Origin of the sequence: Halorubrum sp. 48-1-W (assembly GCF_003287355.1) — an archaeon.
Taxonomy (GTDB): Archaea; Halobacteriota; Halobacteria; order Halobacteriales; family Haloferacaceae; genus Halorubrum.
Window position 1 is genome coordinate 1 of the sequence record NZ_QMIM01000041.1, and the last position, 13,231, is coordinate 13,231.

Below are 13,231 nucleotides of genomic sequence, written 5' to 3' on the forward strand. Positions count from 1 at the left end.
GTCCGGGAACGAGGAGTTCGTGAGCCCGAGCCCCTTCGTGTACTTCTCCGGGTCGTCGCCCTTCTCCGGGGCGAAGGTGTTCGGTAAGTCGAGTTTGAGTTTTCCGGATCGGATCTCGATGGCGTCGATCCCCACTGCGGTCATGGACGACCGTTCAGAGAGTGGGCATATGTGTGTGTCGATGCGGATTACGTCGATCGTGGAAACCAGTCGAACCATCGCTGTCATTCATACGTCTCATAGTTACTCAGACTGTTTCGTGAGTATTACTCTAAAAAAGTAATACGAATATTCAAGTAGCATAATACCCACTCATAATGTATGAGCCACGCCGAAGACGGGGCCACTGTGACCGTCACGAGCAAGGGTCAGGCAACGATCCCCAAGGAGTTCAGGGAGAAACTCCACATCGACACGCCAGGGAGAGTTCGGTTCATCGAGAACGAGGACGGGGAGGTCGTGATCCGTCCGGTGAGACGTCCGTCAGAGATTCGGGGCGAACTCGCGACGCCCGCGGCGAAGGACGAGAAGTCGGCAACCGAACTTCTCCGTGAGGATCGAGAGCGGGACAAACGAGAGTTGGACGAGAGCCACGAGATCAACGAGAGCGGCGAATGAAGGTCCTGTTCGACGCCGAAGCGCTCGTCGCCTTCGCCTTCGACGAGCCCGGCGCGGACGCCGTGGAGGACGTGTTGGATGACGTGTACAACGGTGATGTCAACGGGTACGTCACGACCGTCAATCTCGCGGAGTTCCGGTACGTGGCGGCCCGTCTGCGCTCTGCGGAGCGAGCGGACGCCCACATCGCCCATCTCGAACGGATGGGCGTCGTTACGTACGGGATCGACGACGTGTGGAAGCGCGCGTCGGATCTGAAAACGGAATACACCCTCTCACTCGGGGATGCGTACGCCCTCGCAGCCGCCAAGGAGGAAGACGCCGGGAAAAGTGAGGTGGTGTTGTTGGTCGGTGCCGACGACGACTACGACGAACTCGAGGATACGGAGGAGTTCGGTCACTTGATCGAGCGGTTTCGAGAGGTATCAGATTGAGTCGGTGAGAGGTTGAGGGAGTACTTCGTGTCGTATAGATCCGACAGAGGACGAGAGTTTCAATTGATACTACACCGTATCTCGCTCAAACAAGGCAACCACCTTGATTCTCGATCGTGCCGGTGCAGGTCCGGGAACCCCCATCAGCATTCCGAACCGCCATCTCGATGATTAATAGGAATAAAATTTCTACTGTTCCCTTGCTCATCCGCCCACGTCGCGTTCACGATGTCCGTCCACCACGACCGATGTTGTCGACGGTCACATTGAGATCGAAGGAGTCGCCCTGGGTTGCCGTGTTCGGTGTGGCGTGGGTCCGTCGCTGAACACCGGCCGCATTCGCGCCCATGGTGACGATGTCCTCGTAGACGTCCGGGAACGAGGAGTTCGTGAGCCCGAGCCCCTTCGTGTACTTCTCCGGGTCGTCGCCCTTCTCCGGGGCGAAGGTGTTCGGTAAGTCGAGTTTGAGTTTTCCGGATCGGATCTCGATGGCGTCGATCCCCACTGCGGTCATGGACGACCGTTCAGAGAGTGGGCATATGTGTGTGTGTCGATGCGGATTACGTCGATCGTGGAAAAAAGACTAGATCGACAGGCTCGGTAACAACGATCGAGATGATTGTGACCGATCAAACCTGCGTCGAATCATCAGGAACAAGATTCTACCGCACCTTCGTGCTCCAGTAGATCGGATCAGGTGATTCCGATTTCTAAGACCGAGCCATCGTCGAACTCCAAGGTAACGACGATATCCGGATTCCCGGTGTCCGGATCGACGAACTCCTCTTCAAGAGAGTTTTGAATATTATTTGTGCTGAATCTAGCGAGGTCGATCGTAACCTGACCAGAGAATGTAGTCGGTGGTTCATCGCCACCCACGGTACTCCCGTCGTTGGTGAAGCTACCGATATCCGTGGTCACAGAGAATCCAGTAAGTGTGACCTCACTATCGGCAGTTATGTCGAACGCGATTCGACTGCCACCACCATCGGGTCCTCCAGCAATATTGGATCCACTGGGAGAACCTGTTGTCGACACGGAGTTGGCCATCGACGGGTCGATAGTTACGGTTTGGGTTTCGGTATCGTCGTCAGAGCGAACCGTAATATCGTCAGTCCCAGCGTCACCGGATGTCGTCGCCCACGTGAGCGTACCTGACGTGGTTTCTCCCCCGTCAAGCGTAACTTCGAACGAATCGACGACTTGGCCGTCGAAGTCGAGCAGTTCGATCGTCTGTGTGTCGGTTTCGTCACCGGTGTTCTCCACCGTGTAGTCGACGTTGAGATCCTCACCCTCGGTGACCGGATCGTTGACGTTGGTGATATCGACCGTGAAGTTCGGATCCGGATCCTCAACGGTCGTCGTGTCGCTGTCTAGCTGTACCCGTCTCGAATCGTCTTCGTACAGCGTGGCGTTGATCGTGTCGCCACCGCTAATACCACCGATGTCGTCGACGTCGGTGGTGCTCGTACCGTCGCTGATGTTGTACATCTCATTTACACCTGTGTCTTCGTTCTCGACGACGAGGAATCCTGAATCGAGGTTTGTGAGACCGTGATCAATAGTGAATTCAGTGTCGTTTTCAGAGATGGTGTCCTGTAGATCGACGCTCCCGTCGATGACCGTCACGCTTGCCGTGTCGACGTCGTCCCCGGCGGACGCAAAAACGTCGAACGATTCACCTTCCTGAGCGTTCCCTGCTTCGAACGTGACGTTATCTTTTCCGTCGTGGACGGACTGGTTCCATTTCGACAAGGAACCGTCGGGAGACTGCGGAGTGATCGAGTAATCGATCGTCGCGTTCGCGATCGGATTCCCGCTTCGATCGGACACACTCACGTTCAGATCTCGATCGCCGTTCGCTACCACGGTCGCGGAGTCCGACTCCCACTGTGTACTGAACGTTCGGTTCGTACTACCGCTACTGCCCGCTTCCGTCACACTGAACGGAACGGACTCGTAGGACTCGCCCCCACCGTTGATCGTCGCGCTGTAGTCATCGGGAGCGTCCGGTTCGAAGAATACCCGTCCGTCGTCGTTCGTCTCTCCGGTGGTACCGTCGAAGGACACCTCCGCATCCGCAACGGGGTTGTTATACGTGTCTCGCACCTCGACACCGACGCTCTGACCGACGGTTCCGTTACCCGTAACCGGCACGAGGTACGCCGGTTCCGTCGCCCCATCACCGTCGATCGAGACCTCCGAGAGGGACAGCGAATAGTTCCCCTCGAGGGCGACCTGGATCCGGTCCTCGCCGTGAACCGTTACCGTGGCATCGGTCGTCCGGTTCCATCGCTCGGCGAGGGCGGTCTCGTTTTCCACCGCCGTCGGTAAGACGATCCGTGAGTCACCGGAGTCGGGAGCGAGCCGAACGCTTCCGCGTCCCTGTGAAACGGGCGAAACGTCGACGTTTCGAGCATCGACACCGTTATCGGAGATATCCCCGGTTAAAACGGTCAACGAGATCCGTGGGTCCGTTCCCGACTCACCACGGACGACTGTCGGGTCCGACCGCAGGAGAACGGCCCCGTTATCGAACTCCCCGGCGATCGCGGAGTGTTCGTACGTCAACCGTGGAGCGCCGCGGTACTCATTGTAGTTCGGTCGGTACTGTAGCGAACTCGTGTTGAACGTGAGGTCGTTGTTTTCCCAGTACGCCTCAGCGTTCCCTCCATCCTCCACGCTCACGTTCTCGATCCGGATCTCTTTCGATTCCGTCGTCTGAAGCGACCCGGAGGAGGGTGGCGGGTTCAGAAAGAACGTCCGCTGTGGATACCGCGTTCCGAGCCGCACCCGTTTCGACTGTGCGGACCCGGTCGAGCCGGCCTGAAGTATCGCGTTTCGCAGGTCCAAAAAGTCGCCCTCGACCTGCTGGCTGTGTTCGAACTCGATCTCCTGGTTCTCCGTCGGCACGAACTGGACCTGATACGTCGCCATCGCGAGGATCAGGAAGCCGAAGAGGATCACCGTCCCCACCACGACCGACTGGCCCCGACGGTCGTGACTGAAACTCATTGCCGTCTCTGGGTCGCCAACGGTTATAAATTCCCGCGACCGCGTCTCACCTCCGATAACGCATGGCGCGAGCTGTTCTCGACCGTGCTACGACGACGTCTCGCCCACTTCGGCGACCGCTGAGGACGCATCGTAAATCGAATACCACGATATCAAATCGTTCTCGGCGGGTCAGAGCGTCCGACCCGAACGGCCAGCGCTGTCGCCAGGAGCGCGACGACCGCCGTGATCGGACCGAAGCCGGGGATATCGTCCGTCGAATCGGGTCCGTCCGGGGAAGGATCGGAGTCGCCGCGGCTGTCGCCGACGGAGAGCTCGCCGACCTCGACGCCGTCGAGCGTGACCGTGCCACCGTCCGTCGGCTCGAAGGCGATGTCGACATCGGCAGTTTCCCCGGCTTCGACCGACACGTCGCGTTCGGCGACCGCCTCACCGTCTATCGCGACGACCAGCGTCCGCGTCACCGCCCGCTCGCCGGGGTTTCGGACGGTCGCGCTCACCGTGGTCTCGTACCCGGTGCGAACCCAATCCGGGACGTCGGCGTCCACGATCTCGACGGACCCGGACTCGATCGCGACCACGGCGAGCGGGGTCAAAGCAGGGAGTCCGACGCCGTGGGAGCTCCCGTCGACCTCGTGGGTTACTCCGGCGCCGGTCCATTCCCCGTCGACGTACCGCATGACCTGTACGTCGTCGTTCCCGATCCCGTCGGGGAGCGCGGTCGGGTCGAGTTCGAAGTTCAGGGTGGCCTCCGACGTTCCGTTCGCGGTGAGGTTCGACCCGAGATCGACGTACGCGAGCACAGCCCCACGCGGGACGGCCGGGAAGTCGCCCGGGTCGGCCGTCGGACGGACGGCCCGCACGTGGAACCCTCCCCGGTCGCTCTCGGGACGGACCTCCAGAGTGGACACCGACACATCGGGATCCGTTTCCGACGGTCCGGAGAGATCGACCGGAACGACGACGCTCCCGTTTCGGGCGTCGTCGATACGGACCGTGATCTCGCCCGCCGTTTCGGTCCGGTTCAACGACGGCTCGACGTCGGACGGGTCGTCGTCGTCGTCGCCAATCTCCGACGACCCGGACGGCTCCGACGACCCCGATGACCCCGACGACCCGGACGGCTCAGACGATCCCGACGACCCCGACGACCCGGGTGGATCGGACGATCCCGACGGCCCCGACGACCCGGGTGGATCGGACGATCCCGACGGCCCCGACGACCCGGAGCCTCCTCCGCGGGTATCGTCGTCGGCTTCCACGGTCAACACACCGGCGCTGGTGCCACTGACCGAGACGTTGTACTCGCCGCTGTCGTCGAAGGTCTCGTTCATCGAGACGTTCGTCGATCCGCCGCCGGCGACGGGGACGGTCCGTTCGTCGGTGACGTTCCCGTCGACCGCCAGTTCGACATCCATCTCGCCGTCCCGATCCCCGGAGTTCTCGACCGTCGCGGAGATCTGGACCGACCCACCTTCGACGGTCTCGGTCGGTTCCAGAGTCGCACCCGTTATCCGCGTATCCGCCGGCGTCTCCACGTCGACAGTCCCGGCGTCGACACCGTCGATCGAGACGTCGCGTTCGCCGGCTTCGTCGAAGGAGGCGGTAAACGAGGCGTTCGTCGATCCGCCGCCGGCGACGGAAACGGTCCGGCTGTCACTCACGTTCCCATCGATCGCCAGTTCGACGTCCATCTCGCCGTCCCTGTCGCCGTCGTTTTCGACCACACCGGTGAGCGCCACCGACTCGTTCACGAGAACCGGGTTGGCAGGCACCACGGCGTCCGTCACCTCCGGATCCGCCGGCGTCTCTACGAGGACCGTTCCCGCATCGACGCCGTTGACCGCGACCCGGTACGCTCCCGCCTCGTCGAACGTCGGCTCGAGTGTCGTTTGGTCCTCCCCGGGTGGAACGCGCACGTTCTCGGTCAGGGGAACCGAGCCGCCGGCGGTGAGTTCCACGTCGAGGTCACCGGTTCGATCCCCGGCGTTCTCGAGGGTCACGAGGACGCCGACGGAGTCCCCTTCGGATATTTCCGTGTCCTGGAGGACCGCGTCCGTTACCTCCGGATCGGCCGATTCTTCGACGGTCAGGGTACCGGCGGGTTCGCCACTGACGCCGATCCGGTACTCGCCCGCTTCGTCGAACGTTTCGCCGAAGTCGACCGATCGAGTCTCCCCGGGGTCAACGGTGACGGTCTCCTGGTCGCCTCCCTTCGTGCTATCGGCGACCTCGAGTTCGGCGGTAAACGTACCCGCCGCGTCGCCGACGTTCGTCACGTCGGCGGACACCGTTGCGGTCTCCCCTTCGAGGACGGTCTCGTCCGCCAGTCGAGCGTTCGAGACGTCGAACTCGGCGGGCTCGGAAACCGTGAGCGTACCGGCGTCCGTGTCGGTGAACCGGATCGCGTACTCCCCCGGTTCCTCGAACGCTGTACTCAGCGTGACCGCAGTCGAGTCGCCACCCCGGAGTGTGACCGCTTCGCGATCACGGATCTCTCCTTCCGCCCGAAACTCGGCGGTAAACGTCCCTTCCGCGTCGCCGACGTTCGCTACGTCGGCGGACACTTCCGCGGTATCCCCTCGTTCGATCACCTCCTCGGAGAGATCGACATCGCCTACCTCGAATTCGGCGGTGTTACCGACGGTGTTGCCCGCGGAAGCCGCTTCACCGACGACGACACCACCCACACTGAACATCGAGAGGAGCACCGCCACGGAGATCCAGAGAGCGACGACCCGGCGGGCAGCCATACCGAACCGGATCCGCCATGAGGTTATTGTAATTCGGTGCAAGTTGAATTTAAGCCGATCGTAACTCGACTCCGATCTCGAGGCCGGCGGTCGTCAGCCGTTTCGAGCGAGGATCGACGGGAGCGTCGGACGCTAACGTCGGGAAGACGGGGGAGGAAACGACCGGCGGGGAGAAACGGGACGAGGACCGGGTCGTTTTTGCGGACAGCGGCTGGAGACGGTCGTATGGCGAAACAGCCGCACCTGCTGGTGGAGGAGGGCGACGTCCACGAGACCGCGATCGTTCCCGGCGACCCCGGCCGCGTCGACCGGATCGCGGACCTGTGTGACGACGGTGAGGTAGTCGCGCAGAACCGCGAGTACAAGGTGGTCAACGCGAGCTACGAGGGCGTCGACCTCACGATCTGTTCGACCGGGATCGGCTGTCCCTCGGCGGCCATCGCCGTCGAGGAGCTCTCGCGAGTCGGCGTCGAGACGTTCGTCCGGTGTGGCACCTGCGGCGCGCTCCAGGCCGACATGGAGGTCGGCGACATGGTCGTCGCGACCGGCGCGGCCAAGGAAGAGGGGACGAGCAAGCGCTACGAGTCGGCGGTGTACCCCGCGGTCCCGGACTACGACGTGCTCTCCGCGCTCGTCGACGGCGCGGAGGCGAACGACGAGGAGGTCCACGTCGGCCCCATCGTCTCGGACGACGCCTACTACAACGAGAGCGACGACTTCGTCGACGACTGGGAGGCGGCGAACCTGCTCGCGATCGAGATGGAGGCCGCGACCGTCTTCTCGCTCGCCCGTCGGAAGGGCCTCGCTGCGGGGGCGATCTGTACGGTCGACGGCAACCTCGTCGCGGGCACCCAGAAGGGCGCGGACTCCGACGACGAACTCCCGGAGAAGGCGAAGGACAACGTCGAGCGCGCGATCCGGATCACGCTCGACGCGGTCGTCGGGCTGTAGCGGGCGTCACTCCTCTTCGGCTTTGAACTCCACGAGCGTCAGCTCCCGGTCGAGCGCGCAGTAGTCGTGCGGCGGGTCGCCGAGCACCCGCTCGATCCGGCGTTCCTCGTCGAAGTCCGCCCCGTCGGGGACGCAGTACTCGTGGCTCGGACACTCGGTGTGGGGACACGGCCCCGCGAGCGACGCCCGGCTCCCGGCGTACGCCCCCTTCGACGGCACGTTCGCGGGGACGGGCGCGGGTTCGACCTCGACCGCGCGGACGCCGGCGTCGTGGACGGCACAGTCGAGCGTCTGGGCGTTCTCGCGCACGCCCGTGATCCGATACCGCGTCCCGACCGTAAGGTTGAGACACTGGCTACGATAGGGACACCCCGCACAGTCGGGCGACTCCCCCTCGTAGACGAACTCTCGGCCCGTGTCCGCGAGCCGCGAGCCGATGAGCGTGACCGTGGACATACCCGGAGAGAGGGCCCCCGGCGTCGTAAGCTTCCCGCCTCGACGGGAACGACGGCGGTCGCTCCCCGTCGCGGTCCGGAAGACAACACACATCCCCGCCGACCGAGAAGGGCTACCGGATGATCGCGGAGCTGGCGAGAGCGTTGAAACGGGAGGCCGAGCGGGCGAACCAGCGACGGCTCCTCGTGCTCGCCGGCGGCCGCGACCGCGGCATCGACGCAGTATACGACGCGATCGGGGCGGTCGACGTCGATGAGGGGGGCGTCTCGTTCGTCTCCACCCGCGAGGGGTTTCGGTTCGAGCGGGTCGCCCCGCGGGGCGCGGACGAGCTTCTCGGCCGTACGCGCGAGGTCGTCGTCCTCGACTGCCACGACCGCTTCGTCCCGAACGCGCTGGGGCGGGCGGCGGGCGCGGTCGACGGCGGCGGACTGCTCGTGTTGGTGACGCCCCCGCTCGATGGATGGCCGGATCGGCGCGACGGCTTCGACGAGTCGCTCGCGGTTCCGCCCTTCGCGCTCGCGGACGTGACGGGGCGCTTCCGCCGGCGGCTCGTGGGGACGATACGGACCCATCCGGGGATCGCCGTCGTCGACCTGGACGGGACGGAGCCGGGAGGCGCCGGAGGGGGGATGACGGTCGAACGGGACGGGCTCACCGACCCGCCGACTGCGCGGTCGCGGTCGCCGCCGGGGCGACCGGCGACGGCGACGTTTCCCGGGGCGGTGTACGGGGCGTGTCTCACCGCCGACCAGTCGCGCGCGGTCCGCGCACTGGAGTCGCTTTCGACGCCGGGGTCGGCGGTCGTCGTCGAATCTGACCGCGGACGCGGGAAGTCGAGCGCCGCCGGGCTCGCCGCCGGCGCGCTCGCGCTCGACGGACACGACGTGTTGGTCACCGCCCCCGCCTTCCGCAACGCTGTGGAGGTGTTCGCCCGCGCTCGCGAAGTAATCGGGGTAGCGGAGGACGGCGACGGGGAAGCGACCGCCGAGGCCGGCGACGGGGAAGCGATCGCCGAGGACGACGAGGAGTCGAGGACCGTCGACGCCCCGAACGGCGGCCGGGTCCGGTTCGCTACGCCGGCGGTCGCCGCCGAGCTTCCCGAGGGTCCCGACTGCGCCATCGTCGACGAGGCGGCGGCGCTCCCGGTACGACTGCTGGAGCGGTTCCTCACGGCTCCCGCGGTCGCGTTCTGTACGACGGTCCACGGCTACGAGGGGGCCGGTCGTGGCTTCTCGGTGCGATTCCGCGACCACCTCGCAGCGAGCGAGTTCACGGTCCGGGACGTACGGCTCGACGAGCCGATCCGGTACGCCCGCGACGATCCGGTGGAGTCGTGGGTCTCGCGCGCGTTGCTCTTGGACGCCCGTCCGGCGGTCCCGGAGGCGGTCGCTGGGACGACCGTCGACGACGTCCGATACCGGACGCTCTCCCCCGACGAACTCCTCGCGAACGAGACCCTACTGGGCGAGGCGTTCGGACTACTCGTGGCCGCCCACTACCGGACGGAGCCGAACGACCTCGCGCGCCTGCTCGACGCGCCCAACCTCCTCGCGCGGGCGCTCGTCGCCGGCGACCGCGTCGTCGCCGTCGCGCTGTGCGCCCGGGAGGGTGGGCTCGACCCGGCCACGCGGGCGGGGATGTACGAGGGCGAGCGCGTCCGCGGGAACATGGTTCCGGACGTGCTCACGAGCCAGCTGCGCGACGAGTCCGCCGCCGAGCCCCGCGGACTTCGGACCGTCCGGATCGCGGTCCACCACGCCGTCCGCGGGCGCGGGCTCGGCTCGCGCCTACTGGCGCGGATCCACGACGAGTTCGGCGGGGGGGTGGACTACTTCTCCGTGGGGTTCGGCGCGACGCCGCGGCTCCTCCGATTCTGGCGACGGGCGGGCTACCGGAGCGTCCACCTCTCGACGACTCGGAACGACGCCTCTGGAGAGCACTCCGCGGTGATGCTCCGCCCCGACGGCGAGGCCGGGAGAACCCTCCTCGACCGGCACGCTGTCGCCCTCCGGGACCGCGAGCGCGACGCGCTCTCCGATACCCACCGCGACGTCGACGCCGACGTGGTCCGCGGCGTCCTCGCGGCCTGTCCCGCACCGACGACGGTCGACCTCACGCCCCACGAGTGGCGGGCCGTCGTCGCGGCGTCGTTCGGCCCGGGGATGTACGACGTCGCCCCCGGCGCGTTCCGTGACCTCGCGATCGCGGCACTAGTGGGAGGGAACGGCGACGGTCTCGACGACCGCGAGGAGCGGCTACTCGTCCGGAAGGTGTTACAGGGACGGCAGTGGGAGAGTATCGCCGAGGAGCTGGGATACGTCTCGACGGCGTCGTGTATGCGGGCGTTGGGGTCCGCCGTCGAACCGCTCGTCGAGCGATACGGGACCGACCTCGCGCTCGCGGAGCGCGATCGGTTCGTCGACTGAGGGGAGCTGTACCCGGTCGTCAGTCGTCAGCTGATTCGGGGTCCGGTCCGGGGACCGGACTCGGGAGGTCCGCGACGTGAGCAGCCGCTTCCGCGAAGTTCGGACCGGGCCTGACCTCGTCGGTCTCACGGTCCCACTCGATGTATCCCGCCTCCTCGAGCGCGGGAAGGTGCGTCTCACGGAGCACGGCCTCGATCTCCTCGGCGCGCCCGCGGGGCCTGAGGTCCGACACCGTCTCGACGGCGTCGTCAGCGAGCCCCGCGACGACACGACGTTGGTGGAGAGAGGCGATCGTCGACGGTTGTGCGGCGCTGATGTCGTGAGCCATGGTCGGCACCCGGTGTATTCGTCTTCACACACCGCATAGAAATAAAACTACGGTCGAATACTGGAAAGACGGGTGAGCCTCACGCGACTGGAGGCGAACGAGGATCGTGCGACTGGAGGCGAACGAGGATCGCGCGACTGGAGACGAACGAGGATCGTGCGACTGGAGGCGAACGAGGATCGCGCGACGGGGATCGTCGCGGAGCGTCGAACCGTCCGGTTTAATCGGACCGATAGGCCCGCCGTAAGAAGACGAGCACGCCGCCGAGCATCGCCAGATTTCCGAAGAAGGCCAGCCGCTCGCCGCTCCGGTCGTCCGGGTCTGCGTTCCAGAAGTCGTGCATCGTCGCCGTGACGACCGCGAGGAAGGTCGCAGCCGCGCCGGTCGCGACTCGCGGGAACCGCCAGAGCGCGATCCCCAGCCCGGCCGAGAGCATCGTCCCCGAGGCGAGCGGGGCCGCGACCTCGGGCATCGGAACCCCGGCCGACTCGGCGTACTCGACCGTGCCCTCCATGTCGCGGAAGTCCTCGGAGGCCTGGAACGCGAGCCCGAGCCCGAGCGCGACCCGTCCGAGCCGTGAAAGCGAGTCGTTCGCGTCGTTCGCGTCGTTCGAGTCGTTCGCGGTATCTTCGGTCATGCGTACCGATACCGTTCGGAGGTACAAAACTCTACAGTCGACGCTCGCGCTCGGACGGCTACGACCGGAGGAGGCTCCGGCCGTCGAACGCCGCGTCGTCCGCGTCGACCTCGAGCATCTCGAGCAGGGTCGGCGTCAGGTCGAACAGGTCGACGTCGTCGATCGCGATCCGGTCGTCGTCGGTGAACAGACACGCGTTCGAGAACTTGTGCATCCCGTTTCTGGGACCCTGACCGAACACCGCGTCCTTGCGCCCGAAGCCGGACTTCAGGTCGAAGCTGTCCTCGGGGACGACGACCACGTCGGGGGCGATGTCGGCGGCCGGGCCGTCGAAGACGTCCTCACCCCGGTGGATCTGCGCACAGACGGACGAGCCGTCGGGACCCGTCATCGACTCCAGGTCATCGATCAGTCGGTCGCGAACCGCCTCGTACTCGGCTTCGGGCACCGCACCGTCCGGCTCCCGGCCCTCGAGGTTGACGAAGAACCGTCCTGGGATGAACGAGAAGACCTCGGTGTCGGCACTGATGTCCGCGAGCTCATCGGGGTCGTCCGTGTCGTAGCCCAGGTAGCCGTTCCGCGCGAGCCACTCGTTACAGTTCACCTCGTGGACCAGCTCCGTGAACCCGTGATCGGAGGCGATCACGAGCGAGACGTCGTCCGGGAGCGAGTCGTAGATCCGGCCGATGTAGTCGTCGAGCGCGCGGTAGAACTCGAGGAACGCGTCCGCGTCGTCGGTGTCGTTCGCGTAGTCGCCGAACAGGAAGTGGTTCACCCGGTCGGTCGTCATGAACACGCCGAAAAAGAGGTCCCAGTCGTCCGCGGAGAGGTAGTGGTCGAAGACGTCGTAGCGGGCGTCGAGCGTGTCGTGGGCGTTCTCGAGGAACGCCGACTTGTCCTCGTCGTGGCCGAGCTTGGCGTCGACGTCGATCCGGTAGTCGTGCTCCTCGAGGACCGACTGGACCGACGGGTCGCTCGCGGCTGACTCGAGAGAGGGCGAGAGGAACCCGGAGACCATCCGCTGGACGTCGCCTTGCGGCGGGAACGTGACCGGAACGTTGAGTACGGTCGCGTCGCCGCCGTCGGCGGTCACGCGGTCCCACACGCGGGTCGCCCGGACGTGTTTGCCCATCGGGACGTACGTCTCGTCGGAGCCGATCTCACGGTCCTGAAAGCCGTACACACCGGTCTTGCCGGGGTTGACGCCGGTCGTGAGGCTGGGCCAGCAGGCGCTCGATTCGGGCGGGACGATACTCGAGATCCGGCCGCCGGCTCCCGCGTCGGCGATGCGGTGGAGGTTGTCGAAGACGTCGGGGTGCTCCTCGACGAGGTCGTACGGTACGCCGTCGATACCGAGGAAGACGAGGCGGGGATCGTCGTCGCCGCGGAGTCTATCGAACAGGCCCATGTTACCGGATGATCGACCCGACGGTGGAAAAACACGTCGGAGACGGCACGGCCGACAGCGACCTGTGACGGGTGGACGGAGGCCAGAACGCTCCGGCAACCGGTCGGTGGGTTCGGTCGGCGGAGGCGGTGCGGGTCGGTCGCCGGTCCCTACATGTAGCCGAGGTCGCGGAGGCGCTCCATGAGGTCCTCCTTGTCCTGGGCGC

10 protein-coding genes and 2 pseudogenes are annotated in these 13,231 nt (G+C 65.5%); 4 read left to right on the top strand and 8 right to left on the bottom strand.

What is annotated here, in order from left to right:
* A pseudogene (locus tag DQW50_RS15920) lies at positions 1-144 on the bottom strand (hydroxymethylglutaryl-CoA synthase); the annotation flags it as partial.
* 177 nt (positions 145-321) lie between these two features.
* Between DQW50_RS15920 and DQW50_RS15925 the strand changes: the two are divergent.
* Together DQW50_RS15925 and DQW50_RS15930 are read left to right on the top strand one after the other, a co-directional pair.
* Complete coding sequence (locus DQW50_RS15925) at positions 322-618, top strand: AbrB/MazE/SpoVT family DNA-binding domain-containing protein (RefSeq protein WP_112080248.1); 297 nt, start codon at positions 322-324, stop codon at positions 616-618.
* Positions 615-1,052, top strand: coding sequence for a PIN domain-containing protein (locus DQW50_RS15930; RefSeq protein ID WP_112080249.1), 438 nt, complete (start codon positions 615-617; stop codon positions 1,050-1,052). The genes DQW50_RS15925 and DQW50_RS15930 overlap by 4 nt, the downstream gene beginning before the upstream one ends.
* Before the next feature lie 331 nt (positions 1,053-1,383).
* On the opposite strand, the pseudogene DQW50_RS15935 reads toward DQW50_RS15930, so the two are convergent.
* The 3 genes and pseudogenes from DQW50_RS15935 to DQW50_RS15945 form a co-directional block, all read right to left on the bottom strand.
* Positions 1,384-1,566 (bottom strand): annotated as a pseudogene (locus tag DQW50_RS15935) (hydroxymethylglutaryl-CoA synthase); the annotation flags it as partial.
* A 179-nt stretch (positions 1,567-1,745) separates the two neighbouring features.
* Entirely contained in the window at positions 1,746-3,740 is a 1,995-nt protein-coding gene (locus DQW50_RS15940) for a CARDB domain-containing protein (protein ID WP_198664707.1), read from the bottom strand.
* A 479-nt stretch (positions 3,741-4,219) separates the two neighbouring features.
* Positions 4,220-6,820, bottom strand: a complete 2,601-nt coding sequence (locus tag DQW50_RS15945) for a CARDB domain-containing protein (protein WP_112080251.1) — start codon at positions 6,818-6,820, stop codon at positions 4,220-4,222.
* A 225-nt stretch (positions 6,821-7,045) separates the two neighbouring features.
* Here DQW50_RS15945 and DQW50_RS15950 point away from each other — a divergent pair, with 225 nt between their 5' ends.
* The gene (locus DQW50_RS15950; RefSeq protein WP_112080252.1) at positions 7,046-7,771 is read left to right on the top strand and encodes a nucleoside phosphorylase; all 726 of its coding nucleotides are present in this window, start codon (positions 7,046-7,048) and stop codon (positions 7,769-7,771) included.
* Positions 7,772-7,777: 6 nt separating this feature from the next.
* Here the strand turns inward: DQW50_RS15950 and DQW50_RS15955 are convergent, their stop codons facing one another.
* Positions 7,778-8,227, bottom strand: coding sequence for a UPF0179 family protein (locus DQW50_RS15955; RefSeq protein ID WP_112080253.1), 450 nt, complete (start codon positions 8,225-8,227; stop codon positions 7,778-7,780).
* A 119-nt stretch (positions 8,228-8,346) separates the two neighbouring features.
* Here DQW50_RS15955 and tmcA point away from each other — a divergent pair, with 119 nt between their 5' ends.
* Positions 8,347-10,653 (top strand): tRNA(Met) cytidine acetyltransferase TmcA, encoded by a 2,307-nt coding sequence (gene tmcA / locus DQW50_RS15960; RefSeq protein ID WP_112080254.1) that lies wholly within the window; start codon positions 8,347-8,349, stop codon positions 10,651-10,653.
* 19 nt (positions 10,654-10,672) lie between these two features.
* On the opposite strand, the gene DQW50_RS15965 is transcribed toward tmcA, so the two are convergent.
* The 3 genes from DQW50_RS15965 to DQW50_RS15975 all read right to left on the bottom strand — a co-directional run bounded on the left by DQW50_RS15965 (position 10,673) and on the right by DQW50_RS15975 (position 13,026).
* Complete coding sequence (locus DQW50_RS15965; protein ID WP_112080257.1) at positions 10,673-10,981, bottom strand: hypothetical protein; 309 nt, start codon at positions 10,979-10,981, stop codon at positions 10,673-10,675.
* 220 nt (positions 10,982-11,201) lie between these two features.
* A complete protein-coding gene (locus tag DQW50_RS15970) occupies positions 11,202-11,618 on the bottom strand; it encodes a DoxX family protein (RefSeq protein WP_112080255.1) in 417 nt (138 codons plus the stop codon).
* A gap of 58 nt (positions 11,619-11,676) precedes the next feature.
* Entirely contained in the window at positions 11,677-13,026 is a 1,350-nt protein-coding gene (locus DQW50_RS15975; protein ID WP_112080256.1) for an alkaline phosphatase family protein, read from the bottom strand.
* Positions 13,027-13,231: the final 205 nt, after the last annotated feature.

Coding starts and splice junctions, on each gene's coding strand:
- DQW50_RS15965 (WP_112080257.1), bottom strand. CDS start 10,981: ATGGCTCACGACATCAGCGCCGCACAACCGTCGACGATCGCCTCTCTC.
- DQW50_RS15945 (WP_112080251.1), bottom strand. CDS start 6,820: ATGGCTGCCCGCCGGGTCGTCGCTCTCTGGATCTCCGTGGCGGTGCTC.
- DQW50_RS15930 (WP_112080249.1), top strand. CDS start 615: ATGAAGGTCCTGTTCGACGCCGAAGCGCTCGTCGCCTTCGCCTTCGAC.
- DQW50_RS15975 (WP_112080256.1), bottom strand. CDS start 13,026: ATGGGCCTGTTCGATAGACTCCGCGGCGACGACGATCCCCGCCTCGTC.
- DQW50_RS15950 (WP_112080252.1), top strand. CDS start 7,046: ATGGCGAAACAGCCGCACCTGCTGGTGGAGGAGGGCGACGTCCACGAG.
- DQW50_RS15955 (WP_112080253.1), bottom strand. CDS start 8,227: ATGTCCACGGTCACGCTCATCGGCTCGCGGCTCGCGGACACGGGCCGA.
- DQW50_RS15970 (WP_112080255.1), bottom strand. CDS start 11,618: ATGACCGAAGATACCGCGAACGACTCGAACGACGCGAACGACGCGAAC.
- DQW50_RS15925 (WP_112080248.1), top strand. CDS start 322: ATGAGCCACGCCGAAGACGGGGCCACTGTGACCGTCACGAGCAAGGGT.
- tmcA (WP_112080254.1), top strand. CDS start 8,347: ATGATCGCGGAGCTGGCGAGAGCGTTGAAACGGGAGGCCGAGCGGGCG.